14 protein-coding genes are annotated in these 19,180 nt (G+C 46.4%); 4 read left to right on the plus strand and 10 right to left on the minus strand.

The features are described from left to right. Positions 1–236 precede the first annotated feature (236 nt). The gene (locus PSE7367_RS22315; protein ID WP_015163766.1) at positions 237–434 is read left to right on the plus strand and encodes a hypothetical protein; all 198 of its coding nucleotides are present in this window, start codon (positions 237–239) and stop codon (positions 432–434) included. A 272-nt stretch (positions 435–706) separates the two neighbouring features. Here the strand turns inward: PSE7367_RS22315 and PSE7367_RS02390 are convergent, their stop codons facing one another. After that, on the minus strand, positions 707–2,335 hold the full coding sequence (locus PSE7367_RS02390) for a folate/biopterin family MFS transporter (RefSeq protein ID WP_015163767.1): 1,629 nt from the start codon (positions 2,333–2,335) through the stop codon (positions 707–709). A gap of 161 nt (positions 2,336–2,496) precedes the next feature. On the opposite strand from PSE7367_RS02390, the gene PSE7367_RS02395 reads away from it, so the two are divergent. Both PSE7367_RS02395 and PSE7367_RS02400 read left to right on the plus strand, forming a co-directional pair. Then, a complete protein-coding gene (locus PSE7367_RS02395; RefSeq protein ID WP_015163768.1) occupies positions 2,497–4,317 on the plus strand; it encodes a sodium:solute symporter family transporter in 1,821 nt (606 codons plus the stop codon). A gap of 39 nt (positions 4,318–4,356) precedes the next feature. After that, positions 4,357–5,058 carry a TrmH family RNA methyltransferase gene (locus PSE7367_RS02400; RefSeq protein ID WP_015163769.1) on the plus strand — a complete coding sequence of 234 codons (702 nt, stop codon included), beginning with the start codon at positions 4,357–4,359 and terminating at the stop codon, positions 5,056–5,058. Positions 5,059–5,067: 9 nt separating this feature from the next. Here the strand turns inward: PSE7367_RS02400 and thiD are convergent, their stop codons facing one another. From thiD to PSE7367_RS02420, 4 genes are all read right to left on the minus strand, one after another. Next, a complete protein-coding gene (gene thiD / locus PSE7367_RS02405) occupies positions 5,068–5,877 on the minus strand; it encodes a bifunctional hydroxymethylpyrimidine kinase/phosphomethylpyrimidine kinase (protein ID WP_015163770.1) in 810 nt (269 codons plus the stop codon). Between the two features lie 6 nt (positions 5,878–5,883). Then, entirely contained in the window at positions 5,884–6,585 is a 702-nt protein-coding gene (locus tag PSE7367_RS02410; protein ID WP_015163771.1) for a pentapeptide repeat-containing protein, read from the minus strand. After that, positions 6,572–7,291 carry a hypothetical protein gene (locus PSE7367_RS02415; protein WP_015163772.1) on the minus strand — a complete coding sequence of 240 codons (720 nt, stop codon included), beginning with the start codon at positions 7,289–7,291 and terminating at the stop codon, positions 6,572–6,574. The genes PSE7367_RS02410 and PSE7367_RS02415 overlap by 14 nt, the downstream gene beginning before the upstream one ends. Before the next feature lie 182 nt (positions 7,292–7,473). After that, positions 7,474–9,135, minus strand: coding sequence for an iron uptake porin (locus tag PSE7367_RS02420; RefSeq protein WP_015163773.1), 1,662 nt, complete (start codon positions 9,133–9,135; stop codon positions 7,474–7,476). A gap of 675 nt (positions 9,136–9,810) precedes the next feature. Between PSE7367_RS02420 and PSE7367_RS02425 the strand changes: the two genes are divergently transcribed. After that, entirely contained in the window at positions 9,811–10,863 is a 1,053-nt protein-coding gene (locus PSE7367_RS02425) for a class I SAM-dependent methyltransferase (protein ID WP_015163774.1), read from the plus strand. Positions 10,864–10,918: 55 nt separating this feature from the next. Here PSE7367_RS02425 and PSE7367_RS02430 read toward each other — a convergent pair whose 3' ends face one another. The 5 genes from PSE7367_RS02430 to PSE7367_RS02450 all read right to left on the minus strand — a co-directional run bounded on the left by PSE7367_RS02430 (position 10,919) and on the right by PSE7367_RS02450 (position 19,152). Next, positions 10,919–13,057, minus strand: coding sequence for a tetratricopeptide repeat protein (locus PSE7367_RS02430; RefSeq protein WP_015163775.1), 2,139 nt, complete (start codon positions 13,055–13,057; stop codon positions 10,919–10,921). Between the two features lie 576 nt (positions 13,058–13,633). Continuing rightward, complete coding sequence (locus tag PSE7367_RS02435) at positions 13,634–14,089, minus strand: NUDIX hydrolase (protein ID WP_015163776.1); 456 nt, start codon at positions 14,087–14,089, stop codon at positions 13,634–13,636. Between the two features lie 756 nt (positions 14,090–14,845). After that, positions 14,846–15,883: a glycosyltransferase gene (locus tag PSE7367_RS02440; RefSeq protein WP_015163777.1), complete on the minus strand. Its 1,038-nt coding sequence runs from the start codon at positions 15,881–15,883 to the stop codon at positions 14,846–14,848. 192 nt (positions 15,884–16,075) lie between these two features. Further along, the gene (locus PSE7367_RS02445; RefSeq protein WP_015163778.1) at positions 16,076–17,071 is read right to left on the minus strand and encodes a glycosyltransferase family 2 protein; all 996 of its coding nucleotides are present in this window, start codon (positions 17,069–17,071) and stop codon (positions 16,076–16,078) included. A 257-nt stretch (positions 17,072–17,328) separates the two neighbouring features. Next, complete coding sequence (locus PSE7367_RS02450; RefSeq protein ID WP_015163779.1) at positions 17,329–19,152, minus strand: ABC transporter ATP-binding protein; 1,824 nt, start codon at positions 19,150–19,152, stop codon at positions 17,329–17,331. Between the last annotated feature and the right edge of the window lie 28 nt (positions 19,153–19,180).

The raw sequence follows: 19,180 nt of genomic DNA on the forward strand, positions 1-19,180 counted from the left end.
CATACATAAATGCTCAAAATTACGATCGAGACAGCTAAATATCTATTTATAATTTTATTTAATTCATTCTAGATAATTCATGATTCTAGACTAGTACCAGAAACGGCTAAAAACTAGTTTCAGATGATGTTGCAGGTATATTATTGCAATCGGGGAAAAGCCTATCAGTGTTTTAGCCCCAGCAAAATATCCACCTATCTAAATCACTACCCTGGTTTTAATTAAAAGACAGATCGATGCTGGCGATCTTGTTGTGCCGGTTAGATGCACATCCAATCGCCCCATCTAATTTACTCTCTGGCCTCAAGGGGGAAACTCATGCATCAAAAAACAAGCTCTATGCCGCCTCAAAGTCGATCGCGGAACTAGGTACTGGCCTTGGTTTAGCTGCGATCTACCAATCCAACAATGCCTATTGGGCAAGAATTACTTGATTAGAAATCTTGCCAGAGTTCAATATTGCAACCTTATTGCAACCTTCAATATTGCAACCATAGAATAACTTTCTGAGCCCCTATCGTAAGCATTTAAGCAGGGAGTCGATTGCATCCCAGCGGGCTTAGTATTTCGATTGATAGGTAAATTAAAACCACAATTATTTAATAAATTGATTATAGCTATTTTTATCTGCTGCTCAACCTGCCTAGCCCTAAATTTTCTGCTTGCCTCTATTAATATTGATTAGCATTTACTATGGATTTCCCTTCTAAATTGAGCTACCTGCATCAACTTCTGGCGCGACCAGGGCAGCAGCATCCGGATGCTGATCGCTCTGATTATTGCTAGCGATCGCCACTGGCTCAGGACTTGCAATGTCTAACTTTGTAGCCCCATTATTACTAGAAGACAATAGTTCTGGCGTGGAACCTAGATTCGGCTCTGGTTGCTCAGGATTATTTAAGCTAGCCATATTACCCCCATCAGCCGGAAGCCAATGCAAAAACGGCAGCGGCAGGAGTGTAGTTAGGTTAGTAATAGTAACCAGAATCCAGAGATTCTCAAAATTGGTTTCAGTAATGCCCAACAGATAGGTTAATCCGGCTCCCAATTGATAGGAACAGAGTCCAGCTAAGTTGAGCACCGACATCAGCAGGGCAAAGAGAGTAGCCTCGATCCCAACGGGGCAGAGCCGCGCCGCCAAAACCAACAGCGGCATAAAGGCAATTCGACCCGCTACAGTAAGGATCAAGCTATCGCCCAGGCTAAACCAGCGATCGTCAATGCCAATCATGCGATTCGCATGGGTCACCAACAGCAAACTGGTTAGCCCCAGCAGGGTAGAAATGATTGTCGTCCACAGGAATATGCGCCGCATTGGCACATCACGCAAATAGCGCTGAAAAATCCATACGCCTACCAGGCTGGCCACACTGGTCACCAATCGCACCCGACCCAGAAATTCTGGATTAAAGCTTAGATCATTGGTTACGAAATAAAAGAAAGCTGAATCCGCTGAAGGGGTGGCCTGCCACAGAAAGATAAATAAGGTGGGCAAGAGAATACTTTTACCGCTGACCGCCTGCCAGAGCTGCTTCATTTGCTGGCGCACATTCTGCCATGCCAGTTGGAAGGTATTGACCGCAGGGCGATCGCTATGATCCGGCTCTAGGCTTGCTTCTGGTGCTGAGCTAGGAGGCTGATCTAGTTCCTGCGCCGCTGTCACCTTGAGCAATTCATCATTAATTTGGGCGAAGCTGATTTTAGCGTCAGAGATCGCAAATGCCGCTACCGCATCCAGAATTGGCAAAATTGCGGCGATCATAAACACCGGGCGGGTGCCAAATTCTTCCACCAGGGAACCACTAAAATAGGCCGAAGCGATCGCCCCAACTGACATACAGCCCCAGGTAAAAGCTTGCAATGAGCCAGCATCACCCTCTGATTCCGCCCTGGCCCTTTGCACCACCAGTGCATCAATAATTACATCCGAGAACGCCATCGACAACGTGCCTACCAGGATTGTGCCTAGCGCCATTGTTGGTGTGTGCACAGCCTGAGCCATAAATACCCAGCTAAGCGCCCCCAGCAGGTTAAAAAACACCAGATAGGGGCGGCGGCGATAACCAGCGATCGGCAGGCAATCGGAAATAAACCCGTAGAGTGGTTTGATTGTCCAGGGCAACATCGCAAAGCCGATCATGGCGGCGGATTGGGCAGGGCTGAGCCCTAATTCATCCTTCAAGAAAAAACTCAATGCCAGGTGGGAAATCCCCAATGCCCCCTGGACTATATAGATCAGGGCGATCGCCCCTTTTTCTAAATCAAATTTGCCGACTAAGCCCAAGTTGGTTGCAACCTTTGCCCAGAAACTGGTTTCGCTGGTTTGGCTTTGCACGTTGGTGTTTATTAAGAATTATCAACCCCTCCATCCTAGCCTGTGCTTTCCGAGGCTGCCTCACCGCTAGGGCTGAATATTTGCGCGTTAATAGCTTAGCTAATGCCTTACTATGGTTTTCCTGAGCAACAGTTCAAGCACAAATACATGGAGATCGGTCTATGCAGTTTATAGACTATGCGATCGTGGCGATCTATCTGGCGGCGATCGTGGGCTTGGGTTTCTTCTTGCAGCGCAAGGCATCACAGGGGATCGAAGCTTATTTTTTGGGCGATCGGAATTTGCCCTGGTGGGCGCTGGGTGCTTCTGGCATGGCTTCTAATACCGACATTGCCGGCACGATGTGGATTACAGCTTTGATTTATGCACTAGGCACCAAAGGTTTCTTTATCGAGATACGCGGTGGTGTGGTGCTGGTGATGGTTTTCTTTATGGTGTTTGTAGGTAAATGGACACGTCGATCGCAAGTGATGACCTTGGCAGAATGGATGAAGCTACGGTTTGGTGATGGTAGAGAGGGTAATACTGCTCGACTGATATCAGCAATCGCGAACCTGGCTTTTGCCGTTGGTGCAATGAGCTATTTTTCGCTGGGTGGCGGTAAGTTTTTGGGAGAGTTATTAGGAATCGCAGATCGTCGAGCAGCCATTTTTATGATTACGTTAGCGATGATTTACACCGCCGTAAGTGGTTTTTATGGAGTGATCTGGACTGATGTATTCCAGGGTGTACTAATCTTTGGGGCGATCATTTATGTATGTATATTGGCAATGCAGACGGTGAATTTGCCTGATCAATTTACTGTGTCATTACCACTTAGTGATGGTGGTTTCCAAGAATTCACAAATAATTTGTCTGAATGGAGCAGTATTTTCCCTAGCTTAAATTTAGATTTGCCCCAGGAGTTTGATTACTCCAGTTTTAACTTATTCGGTATAATCATCTTCTTTTATTTGTTGAAAACTTGTTTAGAAGGGGCAAGTGGCGTAGGTGGTTATATGAGCCAGCGCTATTTTGCTGCCAAAAGCGATCGTGAAGCTGGTCTACTTTCCCTATTCTGGATTTTACTCCTTTCGTTCCGCTGGCCATTAGTAACTTCTTTCGCCATGCTAGGAATCCATTATGGCCTTAATAACCAAGTAATCACTGATCCAGAACTAATCTTACCAACTGTTTTAGAGAATTATATTCCCACTGGGATTAGAGGACTTTTAGTCGCCTGTTTCCTTGCCGCTGCTATGTCTACCTTTGATTCAATTATTAATTCAGCAGCTTCATACTGGGTACGAGATATCTATCAAACCTACATTAACCCTAATGCACAGCAGCCGACACTAATTCGCCAAAGTCAAATTGCTTCAATCGTCATTGTATTGATTGGCCTGTTGTTTAGCTTTTATCAAACTAGTATTAACGAGATATGGGGATGGTTAACCACTGGATTAGGAGCAGGTTTATTTATGCCACTGTTATTACGTTGGTACTGGTGGCGATTTAATGGTTATGGCTTTGCACTGGGAACTATAACAGGAATGACGGTTGCAATTGGTTATAAGTTGCTAGATATTTCTTTGTCTGAATATGCAGTTTTTCTGGTGCCATCATTATGTTCTCTTATGGGCTGTATTGTAGGTACCTTAGTAACCGCGCCCACTGAACCAGAAGTATTAGAGAACTTCTATCGCACTACTCGCCCCTTTGGCGCATGGCAACACATCGCCGCAAAACTACCGGAGCGATCGCAACTGGCGATCACCCAGGAGAATAGGCGCGACCTGATTTCGATCGTGATTGCCGTGCCCTGGCAACTGAGCTTGTTTTTAATGGGAATGTTGCTGGTGATGAAGCAATGGCAGAGCTTTTTGCTTGTTTTTGCAATCTTTGCCCTGCTCTCGGTGTGCCTATATTTCACCTGGTATCGTTTCCTCTCGGAAAAGCCCAAGTCCAGTCAGTTAGAAGCCCAACCAGAATCAAACGATTAGCTCTTAGATGAAATTAACAACCACTTACAACCGTTCCCAATGACGAACCTTAACCTTGAAGCCAAAGAAGTAAAGCAGGAGTTAATTGATTTCCTGTTGCCGTTCTCCACTCCAGAGCGGTATCACAAGTTTAAGGAAGTGTTGCAATGGCGATCGCGGTGGCTAACTGTTGTCTTGGAAGATATCTTTCAACCCCACAATGCCAGTGCGGTGCTGCGCAGTTGCGATTGCTTTGGCGTGCAGGATGTGCATATCGTCGAGAATAAGGTGGAGTTTAATCCGAATAGTCATGTGGCGATGGGAGCCGATCAATGGCTGACGCTCTATCGCTATGAAGACGAAGGCACAAATAATATGGCAAGCTGTTATGAATACCTGCGTCAGCAAGGATACAGCATTGCTGCAACCACACCCCATAATCCCAATGTGACGATCGCAGAACTACCGATCGATCGCAAGCTGGCTTTGGTCTTTGGTACTGAACTGAGGGGCTTATCGGATTGGGCGATCGAGAATGCCGATTACCGCGTGGCGATTCCGATGCTGGGGTTTACGGAAAGCTTCAATATTTCTGTTAGTGCTTCGCTGTTTTTATATGAACTTACTAATCGCTTGCACCGAGAGCGAGAAGATTGGCGCTTGAGCGAGGCTGAGCATCTGGATTTAATGATCGATTGGCTGGCTGGCTCCATCAGGGCAGGGGAGCAATTAGTCGCAAAATTTATGAGTAAGCATCCATAACCTACTTCCCTATTTCTCTAACAATGGGAAGAAATGGCCGACGGGGCCTTGCCCAGAGCCGATCGCCAGGGAATGCTTTAGTGCCTTAGTGACATATTCCTTGGCTGCTTTGGTGGCTGCTAATGGTTCCTTGCCCAAAGCCAGATTCGCGGCGATCGCTGCTGAAAGGGTGCAGCCAGTACCGTGAGTATGTTTGGTGTCGATCGTTTCTGTTGCCAGGATTTCCAGGTTCTCGCCGTCAAACCAGACATCTTTGGCCAGAGATTCACCACTCATACCGCCACCCTTGACCAGAACTGCGCCCATACCTAGCCGGTAGATCTTCTTCGCTGCGATCTGCATATCGGCCAGGTTCTCTATTTTCATGCCGCTAAGGATCTGAGCTTCGTAGCGATTAGGAGTGGCGATCGCCGCCAGGGGAAGGAGTTCTTGGCGCAATGCTGCGATCGCATCATCATCGATTAATTGCGCGCCAGCACGGGAAACCATCACCGGATCGACGACCAAATTTTTAAGCTTGAGCTGCTTCAACTGCCCCGCCACGGTGGTGATAATGCCCTGGTTGAGCAACATGCCAGTTTTGGCGGCATTAATGCCAATGTCGGTGGCAACGGCTTGAATCTGGGCGACCACTGCTTCAGGGGGGAGGGCATCTACGCGGTTTACGCCGAGGGTGTTCTGGGCAGTGATACAGGTGAGGGCGCTAGTACCATGAACCCTATGAAAGGCAAAGGTTTTGAGATCGGCTTGGATGCCTGCGCCGCCACCACTATCGGAGCCTGCGATCGTCAGGGCGATCGGAATGGTTGAGTTAGTCATTGAACTTTAGCTAGGCACAAGAGCAGGAACATTTATATCAGCTAGGTCAAATATCGCTCCTCTTGACTTAAGGTCTTCAATATCTGATTGACTCAAACCCTTGCTACCTAAAAATATTGCCTCACTTACTTGTGCTCCGTCAAATTTTGCTCCATGTAGAGTAGCCTGATTTAGATTTGCTCCCCTTAAATCAGCTTTACTCATATCAGCATTACTAAAATAAGCAAAGGGGAGTCTTGCTTGTTTTAGATCTGCTTCTACAAAATTTGCTCCAATAGCCCTAAAGGACTGCTTGGACTGTATCTCCATATCATTAGCAAAAGCTTCATGTTCTAAAACGATTTTTAGCAAATCAGGCAAAGTAACGCTTTTTCTGAAATCAGAGATATCCATACCACCTATTTTCAATGGATTAACATGGAATAAACTAGCTCCACTCAGGTCGGCTCCTGATAAATCAATTCCTCTGAGATTAGCTTCAGATAAATTCGTTCCCCTCAAATTAGCATCACGTAGATCAGTCCCACTGAAATTAGCTCCACTTAAGTCATGGTGGCTGATGTCTACACCACTCAAGTCAGCACCAACAAAGTCGCTTTTAGGATCTAAACCTGTCACCTTTGCAATTTCGAAAAAATCGTCAGACTTAAGAGCAACAACCTTTTTAACTATTTCTTGAAATTCTTCAAAAGATTTAGAACCGTTCATAAACCACCTCCACATAACTAAGATGAGGTTGTAATTTCTCTTGCAAAATCAACCCTACTAAAAATCTCTCCAGTTGTGCAAACTTGTTCCTACTAATATTTTTTGGCCATAAACCACTCGCCTTCACTAAATAAATATCCCCCACTCCACTGACAGTAAATCTGGCAGCAATTTGACACGGGTTGCTTTCAGCGTGGACTATACCAATAGTAGTTTTCTTTAGCATTCGATGAAGATATTTACCAGTTTGGTCAATGAATCGCCATATTGGCTCTGTTTCAGTTCCAGCAGTATGTACCTGGTAATACTTAGACTGGCTTTTCCTACTCCGTTTACCAGTTTCCTTAGCTTCAATGCCTACATCTTTTGCTGAGACACTACCCTTTACCTCTGTCCCAATCTCTTGTGCTTCCTCATATTCAATATATTCTTCAAACTCTGCTGTTAGTTGCAGATCATCTAGAGGGACTCTGCCATCCTCTATTTTTAACTTTAAGTCCCCACGTTTCAATGCAATAGTAACTGTTCCACCCAATATTTCTTCAGTGTGCTCACCGAAGCGGATTGTAAGTTGTAAGTCTAATCTATCAAATCCTTCTTTTTCTGACTCGATCGCATCACAATGCAACCTCATTGATACACAGCTTGGAAATCTGTCAATATCATCTGGGTCAGTAGTTTTAAATTGTTTTTGCGACACTTGCATAAAACTTTAACTAATCGCTTAGCATATTCTAATCCACAACCCTGCTGAAAATTTGGGGTGTTAGGCTTAATTTACATTTCCCGCCAAAACAAAAGCAGTAGCCAGGGCTTACACCGCATAACTACTGCCAAAGTGGGTTTTGTTGAAATTAAATGAAATGTCCAACCAAGTTAATGAGAAACCTAGAACGAGAACGTGGTTCTCACCGTACCAATGAAGGCATCATTATCGATCCGTCCCTGGTCGGGGCTGGTTAACCAGACGATCGCCGGGGTGACGGTGATATTCTTCGAGACCCGGTACTTATAGAAAGCCTCAATGTGGAACGGTGTCTCTTCTGAAAATTCAGGATCACCAGGGGCATCCAACGAAGTCAAATAGGGTGCTGCACCAACGATCAATGCGCCCGAGCTACCTTCCTTGAACAGATCAGGGAATACCATAGCGATCGCATAGTTAAGAATGTCAGCGCTACCGACACCACGCAATTCTGCATCAGTGAAGCCAACCCAACCACGCAGGCTGAATCGAGGGCTGAAGTCGATCTTGGTTTGGAAACCATAGGAATTGCTGGATACCGCTGAGCCTGTAACGATGTCAGGCAAACCAGAAGCAGAACTCAGGTTGGCAAAGTTGGTGCCAGTGCCGCCAAAGTTGAATCTACGACCTGAAGCTTCATCATAGGCACGAACGTAGGTAAGACCAGCACTAAAGCGATCGGTGGGCTTGAACACCAGGTTTGCCAGAGCGGAATAGCTACCACCAGTTAAACCCTTATCAGGATCGCTACCGGAATTGGCAATGTAACCAGCAGAGAATTCCAATTTATCGCTAGCCAGGTATTTGAAGCCAAAACCTTGACCACCCAAATCAAACCGGAAGATTGGGTTGCGTTCGGCAAAGCGAGTAATTGCACCATTCGCACCACCACCTACATCCAAGCCCTGGTTGAGAGTATTAGCATAGAAGTGGTGTCCTGCCAGGCCAGCCATAGCAGTGACTTCAAGCTTATCGCCAACCGGGAATTTGTAGTGGAAGCGATCGAGAATGATCGTATTCCCAGAAACTCCATCATAGGCAAAGCGACCTTCGTTGGTGCCAATTTCATCGGCGAACGAATTGGCAATATTACCACCGGTCAAGCGCGTGTACAGGCGATCTTTACCAGTAAAGCTGGTTACGAAGGTCATCCGAAGTTTACTTTGGAATACCAAATTGGAATCAACATCATCACCAAAGGCACTGGCCAAGTTCATCGCGGCTTCACCCACCAACTTGGTAGTGGTAGAGAACTGCTGGGCTTCGAGTTGAGCAGTTTTGGCTTCGAGGGCATCAACGCGACCACGCAGGGCAGCCAATTCGGCGGCGAACTCTTCTTGCAGTCTTTGCAAGGCGGCCAAATCTTCTTTACTGACCTTATCGGCAAGGCCAGAGGAAATGATTTCGTTGATCTTATCCAAACAGGCATTCAAACCAGCGGCGAATTCATACCGAGTCATGGCACGCTGGCCACGATAGGTGCGATCGGGATAACCAGCAATACAACCATAGCGTTCTACCAATGATTGCAGTGCGGTAAAAGCCCAGTCGGTTGGTTGCACATCAGAAAGCTGGGATACTGATGTCACCTGTGCTTGGTTAGAACTTGGTCTTACCCCAAGGGTGGACTGGGAAACAATATTGTTGTCTTGACTCTGTTGGAAATATTCCTGCACATAGGACGAGCTAGCTGGCTCGTTTGCTATTTCCAAATTTTCTTTAACGGTTTGCGCTGCTGCTTGCATCACCGGCAATGCCAACATGGCACTACTAACGGCAAGCATCTTAAGCCATACTTTATGCATTAGCTTTACTCTCACTCCTTACACTCACTAATCACACGTTGCGATCGCTACTTGGGCTTTACCATTAATATAATGATCATTAGCCATAGTATTGATAGCAAATTAGCAATCTAGCCGATGTGCATTTGTATTGTCAATCACATATTTTATCGATTTGATGCAATTAATGCATTGATAGCATGTAAATAGTTTAAGATTGGCTTGAATAGGCTTATTAACTTAAGTACAGGACAAAAAATTGAGAGCGGAACGAAATTGAGAACACTTGGTAGTCAGGTTAAATAAAATATTGCGTAAAAGGTCAAGTCCATAACGAAAAATCGCTACATCCGTTTGTAATGAGATTCTACCTGGGCTTTTCCTGCAAATGCTTGTGCTAGCTCTACTATATTCACTGTCCTGACTTGGATCAGTGCTAGTAAAATTTGGCCAGAAAATCGATTCTTGCTCCGTGCCAAGGTAGCAATAGCGATAGTTTTTCCTTCAGTGCAATAATATCTGACATGGGTTTCATATTTGATTGTTTAGCACTTTCTATGAAACCCTTTCTTGCGCTGCTTTTCTACCTATTTCTATACTTTTTTGTCCGGTACTGAGCTTATTAAGGATCATAAATATCAAGAGTCATCTATAAATTTATCTCAATACCTTTTTAGCAACTGACCTGAATTAAAAATGGGCGATCGCCAGGATGCAGAAACCTTTAATAACCTGCTCGCCGCGTTTGGGATGGCGCGGGGTAAGTTGCAGTTGCCCTGTGTGCCTGCCTTGAAAGCGCGTTATGTGCAAAAGGTGATCGCCCTGGCGAATTTACTCGAAAAACCGCTGACATCAGCACAAGTGGAAGAGCTAGAAACAGCGATCGCCCAGGAACTAGCCAAAGGCTTCCAAGCTTCGCAGCATTCTCAATTATTAATTAGCTTTCAACCCAATCCCAAATCAGTCGAGCAATTAGACTTCAAAATTACTTGCCAGATCGCCTCCTTGGCAGAGTTTTATGAGGCCGCGCTCAAGGATAATTTTGCTACTGATTCTGATCAGCTCGATCGCCTGGAAACCAGTGTATTTGGGAAACATGCCAATGCCAGAGTTTTAGATTTGTTGCCGGAGTTAGGCGATCCCGAAACTACTACGATCTTGGATATTGGCGCTGGTTCTGGCCGAAATGCCCTGCCCCTAGCGCGATCGGGTTATGCAGTAGATGCGATCGAACTGGCCGACACCTTTTGCCAGCAGTTACAGCAGCAAGCCAAAACCGAGAACCTGCCGTTATCAATTATTCAAGGTAATATTCTCGATCCGCTATTGCGCCCCAAATTAAATCATTATGCTCTGGCGATCCTGTCTGAGTTGCTGGTGCATTTTCGGGATGCTGATCAAGCTAGATTAGCCCTAGCCAAAGCCTGTGATGCCGTTAGCAAAAGTGGTTTGGTGCTGTTTAACATTTTCCTTTGCCGTCCTGACTATCAACCTACAATTGCCGATCGCCAGGTGGCACAGGTCGCCCAATCGTTTTTTCTTACTCCCGCAGAGCTAGAATCAGTGATGGATGGCTTGCCCCTGGAACTTGTCGATCGACACAGCGTATTTGACTATGAGCGCGATCGCTTGCCATCATCGGCCTGGCCACCTTCACCCTGGTTTATTAACTGGGCAACGGGTAGGCTGCTTTTTGACCTGGAACCACCACCAATTTCGCTGCAATGGTTGTTATGTCGCCGAATTTAAATACAATGCTTGAGCAGATCCCAATTATGCAGATCTCCCTAATCTTATTCAGTCGCTAAAAAGAAGCCGCTGCCGCCACCAGGCTATAGGACTTGCGCAGGTTATACATTGCACCCACCTGTTCATGGCGATTGCCCAGTTGCTTAGCTAGATTCAGCCAGGTTTGGAAGGCCGCGATCGCATTTTGATAGCTAGAGAGGGAATGGTAACTAAGACCTAACCCCTTGAGAGCAGCCATTTCCAGATGAGGCTGATTAATTGCCCGTGCTAACCGGAGCGCATCTTGATAATAGGAGATCGCAGTTTGATCTAATCCCATGCCATAGTAGGCAAAGCCCAAGGCAATCAGGGCAATCACTTCCTCTTCTTGGTCGCCGATCGTGCGGGTGAAATCCAGATTGCGCTGTTGATATTCGATCGCCGCTTGAAAATTCCCCAGATTGTAATAGGCGCTGCCCAAATTGCCCAGAATCGAGGTTTCTTTAATTTCCATCTCTCCCGCTTCCGCCACTGCCACCAAAAACTTTTGGTAATAAACAATCGCCGTGCGATCTTGCTTCAAGATGTAGTAAATATTGCCCAAATTAGCCAGAACACTAATTTGCACCTGGCGATCGGCCAGCTCATTGGCAAACATCAAGCATTGCTGGTAATGGCTGATCGCGGTTTGATATTGAGCCAGGCCTTGATAGAGCAAGGCAATACTTTTGAGCGTGAGCATCTCTAGGCTAATATCATCTGCTTCCACGGCGGTGCGGTGCGCCTCTTCGTAACAGGCGATCGCTTCTTCATTGGCATTCAAGTAGAAATAGGCATCACCCATATTTTGCAAAATTTGCCAGTGCTGCGCCGGTTCACTCACCCGCCGATCGCCCTTTTGCCAACTACGCGGCAACAAACCCTGGTTTAGTTCCAGCATTACCTGGATTTGCCCAGCCTGACGTAATTGCTGCCAGTCTACATATTTAATCGCTTCCGCCGCCCCATCCCAATCACGATTGGCGATCGCATTGCCATAGACCTGCACCAAATCATCTAGCAATTCCGCTGACATCTGCGCGTTTTCAAGCACAGCGGTCATTTGCACTGGAGCAGATTGAGCCGTACTAGCCGCATTGACAACCGTTTGCTCATGTTGATCAACTGGGGCGATCGTAATATCGGCAGTAATATTCACGGTGGCATCAGCAATTTCGATTGGTTTTTCAATCACCAATTCAACTGGTTGCTGGGGTAGGTCTGGCTCTAGCTCAGCTTTGATCTCCTGATTGATTTCTTGAGTTAGCAGATTGGCCACCCGATCAATAATTGCTTCGGCGGTTGCATCTGGGGTTGAGTTGGCGGTGGTGTTTTCCTGATCCGCGATCGCCTCAGGTTGTCCAGCTTGTTCGGTCTCTACCGCATCATCAACTACCTGGCTAGCCTGATTTATGTTAGTCTCTGCGGCAACTTCCCTGGCCAGGGCTGCTAATCCAGCTTTATCGATCGCTGGGGTAGGAGTTGGCTCAGCTTCCGCTTCAGTTACTGATTGGTCAACCGGCAAATCGGTTTCTAGATCAACTTGATCATTTAGTTCTGGCTCTGATTCAGTGGCGATCGGCGGCGCAGAAAATAAAGAAGAAGTCCGAAATAACCGCGAAGCTAGCTTAGGAATGCCCGGTGTGCCGGGAGCATCGGCGGTATCGGCGGTATCGGCGGTATCGGCGGTATCAAGATTATCAGGATTATTAGAGGAAGCGGATTGGTCGGTCTTGTTGGTGGGTGCGGAATTTTTCTGCCCCTGCTGATTCTGTTTAGCTGTCTGTTTAGCTGATGGCGGCGATTGAGTTGGCGCAGGGTTAACTGGAGTAGAGGGATCGCCAGGGCTGCCAGATTTATTGCCTGGTTTAGCGGTAGACCGTTTGGTGGGCTTACCATTTGGTTTGCCATTGTTGGTCAGGTTACTTGCGAAAATTGAGGCAGCTTGCAACATATCCGGTGGCACCTTTGCGACTTTTTGCCAATCTAGCTCTAGGCGAATACATAAGCGCAAAAAGCTTTCCATGTCAACTGTTTTGCCATTAAAAAAGTCACTTACCTTATGCCGAGATAGCCCCATTTCAGCAGCAAGTGCTTTTTGGGTGGGGAAATGGCGTTCTAATGCTTTTTTGGTGCGTTTAATCCAACCAGCAGAGACCTTGAGTGTTTTTGACATAACTAGTTGACAGTGATGTATATAGGTTTAAGAATTGCCGGGTTTCTTTGCAAATCCCGCATTGATGCAAATCAGTGCAAATCAGTAAGAGGTGATTAAGGGAATCAATGGTTCAGGCTAATTTATGTAACTTCATCGCACCCCGATCGCGGTTGATTTGATGGATGGTGAAAAGCCCAGGGCGATCGATCGAATCAGCTCATTTAATTATGGATAGGGTGCTTTACTGGCTCAAGATTAGCTAGCTAGACTAACTTGATCTTAAAACTAAGCCATAAACTAAGCCATAAACTAAGCCATTTAGGATTTAGCAATTATGTAGGTGAGGTGAAAATCTAGCTTAAACTGAATTACTGCCTATTACTAACCATTGCTAAGATCAAGTCCGGTTAAATAACCACAATCACAAACTTGATTTGAGCCTTAATTCATCATGCTTCATTAGCGATTGTTTTGGATCGCTAATACATCTAGTGTAGTAACAGTTGCCTGATTTGGTCTATAGCTATTTGGTTTAAATCCTGGCACTAGAAAAATACCAAAATTTTTAAATCTATATTTTTAAAATCCATAGCCCTAGGCCAGTGCGGTGTGATTGTCCAAATAGTTTTGCAGGTGGCGATCGTGGTCATGGGCCAGTTGGCCTGCGGGCAAGGTTTCGAGCGTAAAAGCCTTAACTTCAATTACCTCGGCGGTGTCATATATTTTCATTTCGCCGCCTACCTCTGCCGCCACCGTAATGCAAATCGAATGCATTCTGGGGTCTCGATCGAGGCTGGAGTAAACTCCCACTAAGCGCACAATATTTTTAAGTTCTAATCCTGCCTCCTCGCGCAGTTCACGCTTGGCAGTGGTGGAGATATCTTCACCCCAATCAACCAGCCCACCAGGAAAACCCCATTTACCGCAATCGCGCCGTTTGATTAGCACGATTCGACCATCAGCCAGTAAAGGAATAATACTAACACCAGCCAGAGGGCGACGAAATAATAGGCTAACAACGGTCTTGGCGATTCGCCAGATTTGATCCATTAGTCTAATAATTTATGGTAACGGATGTATTCAAATTTACTCAAAACATCCATCTAGCACATATGGAAAGACTAATTCTAAGGGAACTAGGCTTAGTTAAACGATCTGCTTTAATTACTTTTAATTACTTTTAAGTAACCAACTGCACCAATCATAGGTTTCTATTACCTATATTTCTATACTAAACGGGATATTTTTTTAGTGGCAGAGAATGCTGTCATGATGGCGTTGCATAATAGAGGGATGAAATGCAAATACTGTACCTCAAATCACGTTAGTAAGAATGGACATCGCGCGGCAAACAAAATTACAAATGCCAAACATGTGGCCGTCAATTCATCGAATCGTATTCCCAACAGGGATATTCACAAGAAGTCAAGCAGGGTTGTGTAACTCTCTATGTCAATGCTCTAGGATTTCGAGCAATTGAGCATTGTACAGGAGTCAATCATAATACTTTGATCAACTGGGTTAAGCAAAAGGGCTCGGCATTACCTAATCCACCATCGGAATGCACCATCGGAGGATAAAATTCCACCGCTAGCTAAAATTGATGAATTGCAAACCTTTGTCGGCTCAAAAAAAAACAAAGTCTGGCTCTGGAGTGCAGTCAACGGGTACAAAGCAGGAATCCTGGCCTGGGTGATTAGGTGATCGCAGCGCCAAGACCTTCTGGCCACTATGGTTGATTTTGCGCTGTTGGCATTGCTTCTTGTATATCACTGATGGCTATCGTGTTTATCAGTATTTTATCGATCAAAGTGAAGGCTGTTGATTGCGATTACGCCAATCGGCTTTTAGTACCTTTTGCAAATTTTGCTTGTAGATATTGCGGCTGTACCATAGTCCCATTAAGCGACCACGCAAGATTTCAATTTCGATACTCTGACGATCGCCCTCCTGCTGATCAGAATTGCGATCGATTAATTTTCCACCATGCCCCAATAGCTTCAACAGCACCACAATCATACGCACCAACCAGAGCCGGGAGAGGAAAGAATAGAACCAGTTGCGGGACTGCTTGGCAATCTTGTAGGCATCTAGCCCCACACTACTAGCGCCAAATCCCCGCTTCAAGCGCTTTAGGTAACTCCATTGCAATCGATTGGGACTCATAAAATGCGAGAGATGCAACCTGGGGTCATACCACAATCGCCAGCCAGCCAGGATCAAAGCCTGACAGAATTCGTAGTCATCACAAGAGGTGAGAATTTGCCCCGCTCGTCCGCCATTGATTGGCTCAAAGCCGCGATCGTGTAATTGTTGCCAGGCTCTTTTGCGCATGGTCAAACCAGCCCCCCATAAAAAACCCCTGGTATCAGTCACATCACCAGCGGTATCTGCCTGGGTGCCAACCGCATAATCACATTGATAATCTGCAAACCAGGTGGGTAATTCTACTTCGGCTACAGCGGAGTTTTGCCCCCCGCAAGCCCCCACCTCTGGATGGTTCTGCATAATTTCCACTACAGTTTGAATCCAGTTGGGGGATACCCAATTATCATCATCCACAAAACTAACCAGATCATATTTAGCCGTGGCGATCCCCTTGAGTCTGGCATGGGTCTGGCCGGGTTGGGGTTCATTAACAGTAATCAAGGGCGCTTGAACATTAGCGGCAGCCCAGGTTTCGATCGCTACTGCGGTGGTGCGATCGCTGGAGGCATTATCGACTAAAATCACTTCCCAATCGATCGCGGCATCAACCTGTTGCGCGACTAAATGCTGCAATGTGGTCGGTAATCTTGCTTCACCGTTATAGCAACAAATTACAATACTGACTCCAAGACTCATGGGTGGTTCTCCTGATTGTTTGATCCCAACTAGCTAGATTAATTTGGCAAGCCTGTATATATTCTGGCGATCGAATCGAAATTGTCTCAAGCTTCCTTTGCTAAAAATCGTTATTTTTATGCCTACCGCAGCTTTGACTAACTAAATCTATTTTTAAAACCTTATTTTGGAACCTAGTTTTTAGATCTAGTTTTAAATGTCCGGTGCATAGTTACGCCAGAACCCCAGTGAGGCAAGCAGGGCAATTGTGGCTTCGCGCAGTTGGGCGATCGCTGCCGCCAGATCCTGAGCCCCAGTTAATGATCGTTGGGCTTGATCCAGTCCATAGCGGGCATAGTGGCGTAAGGCCAAGCTAGACAGATGTTTGGCGCGATCGGCAGGTAAATATTGCTGCATGATTTTGATCGCTCGCCGAATATCGCGCATATCTTCGCCAGTGCGGACATAGCGACCACTGTTGGAGCTGGAATGAACCCGATAAAGCGCCAATACCTCTGGCTCAAACCAAACTGGATATTGGGAGGCGATCCGCACCCACATTTCCCAGTCCTCTGACCAACTGAGGCGATAGTCAAAACCACCAATTTGCTCATATACCTGCCGTCTGACCACGATCGATGGGGTTTGGATTAGCTGCTGCACGGCGATCCGCTCTAGCCAATTGGGAATAATGCCACTGGTCGATCGTTGCGATGGCAGAATATAGCCCGGTTGATCATGCTCATCCATGAGTTGGCAGCGACAAAACGCCGCACCAAGTTGGGGATTTTGGGCAAAGGCATCCTGCAACTTGGTATAGAAGCCCGGTAAAACCTGATCATCACCATGCAATAAATGGACAATCTGCCCCCGCGATCGGATCAAGCAGGTGGCAAAGTTCTTGGTATGGCCAACGTTGTGGGGTTGACGATAGAAGACCACCCGATCGCCTGCCAATTCCTGCACCACTGCTTCTGGATCATCTTTGGTCGAGCAATCATCAATCACCTCGATCTGCATCTGCGCTGCCCCCAAATCCTGCGCCAATACACTACTCAGGGTCTGCCGCAAGTAATTAGCGCAGTTATAAGTAGGGATCATCACCGACCACAAGGGGCGATCGGCCTCGGTGGAAAGGGGGTCAACCCGAATCCGATTATGCGTTGGTGATTGTGTTGATGATTGCGGTGTTGTTGGGCTTGCGGGCATAAATCCCCATCCTGATTTGACTAAGCTTGGCTAAAATTCTTCTTTTTATAACAACTATTTGGATCTGTCTGTCTCTTGAAATAACTAGCTAGCAGGAGTCACAGCAGATCGCAGCAATATGCTCTTTTCCTACTTAAACCAAAACATCGAAAAGCGCTCTAATAGGCTCTATACCAATACCTAACTATCCATAAGCCATTCATCCGAAACCTCCCCCTACTTACCAAACAAACTTATTAGTTAATAGCCTCGTAATTCTAGTTCGGCAGCGAAGAGGGCGCTTCGCCCAGAACAACCTCACTATAACTACCTGACTTTACAATCCGTCCCTGTTCCATCTGGCAAATCAGATCGCAATGTTCAACCGTAGAAAGGCGGTGGGCAATAATAATCACCGTTCGTTGACTGCTGAGCTGCTTGATCGCCTCCGTAACCAGCGCTTCGGTTTCATTATCCAGAGCGGCAGTAGCTTCATCCAAAATGAGCACTTCGCGGCCATGATACAGGGCTCTAGCGATCCCCACCCGTTGCCGTTGTCCCCCGGAAAGTAATACGCCCCTTTCACCGGCATTGGTCTCCAACCCGTGAGGCAACTGGGCAATTAATTCACTTAATTGGGCGGTTTGCACAGCTTGCTCCAGTCGTGGCCAATCGACCTGAGCATCGGGCACGCCAAAGGCAATATTACGGGCGATCGTATCGTCGATTAAAAAGATTGATTGGGGAATGTAACCAACCAAATCCTGCCAGCCGCGCAGATTGCTATAGACATCTACGCCGTCGATCGAAAACTTGCCCTGATCTATTTGGAGCAGCCCCAGGATAATATCGACCAGGGTGGTTTTACCTGCGCCAGATTTGCCAATCAAACCGATCGATTGTCCCTTGCGAATCGTTAATGAGAGATCAGCGATCGCTGGCTCTGGCGCATTGGGATAGGTGTAGACAATGTTGGCCAGGGTGATTTGGCGTTGAAAGCTGAGTGACTGAGCCTGGTTTGAACGGGATTGACTTTGGCGATCGCTTACATTGGCTTGCAAATTAGCTTGATCGTGATCATTTGCCCAGGTTTCTACCTCGCGGATATCTAAATACAGCTTGTCCACCACATAGGTATGCTTGCGAATATTGCCGAACGCACCCAGCAAGTTACTCACCGCCGGCAGCAATCGCACCGAAGCCATTGCAAATACACTCAAAGTTGAAGTTAATGTGGCCGTGTCCCGTTCCATCAGCATCGAGAACACCACAAACCCAACAATATAAGCCACCAGTGCTGGTTCAAGAATGTTGCGGGGCAAGATCCGAAACGAATTAAAGTTCTGGTTCGCCATCTTATACTGGCGGGCTTCGATCGCCATTTTTCGTTCAAAATACGGCGCACAACCAATAATTGCCGTTTCCTTGAACCCACCCAGACTATGGTTGACCAGCTTAATCATGGCTTCACTGGAATCAGATTTTTGCTTTCCCCACCGCGCGATCATGGTTTTGAATTGATATAAAAACAAGCTCAACAAACTCAGCAAAATCACAATGCTGATCGTGGCGGCAAAATCAGTCAATAGCAGTAATAGCAGCAGCGAAAATACCACAGTTAAATTTGCCAGCGAAAACAGACTGGGCATCAGTACGCCATTGGCAAAGTTGGGCGTTTCGATCGCAATATTCTGGGTCAGCGAGGCGGTATTTCGTTGGAGGTGGAACGTATAGGGAACATGCAAATAGGCATGGATTAACTTTTGTCGTAGTTGTGCTTCCTGGCCAAAACCAAAGCCAAAAATATAGCGCTGCACCGCAAAATTCAAAACAGATTTAACAATCAAAACGCAGACCACAAACAGGCCAAACCAACTTATAAACTGCGTTGTGGAGCTGAACTGAAAACTGTCATATAGACCACTCGACCAGTCATTTTGCTGGATCGATGCGGGAGCTGAAGCGATCGCAATAAATGGGCCAATTAAACCAATGCCCACAGTTTCCAGGAGGGACGTAAAAATAAACAGCAGCACCAACAGCACTAGCTGCCTTTCTTGCCCCTTCAGGATATATAAAAGTCTAGAGATAAAACCGCCCATGCTGATCGATTAACGCTAGGTGGATAAG

Origin of the sequence: Pseudanabaena sp. PCC 7367, assembly GCF_000317065.1 — a bacterium.
Taxonomy (GTDB): domain Bacteria; phylum Cyanobacteriota; class Cyanobacteriia; order Pseudanabaenales; family Pseudanabaenaceae; genus Thalassoporum; species Thalassoporum mexicanum.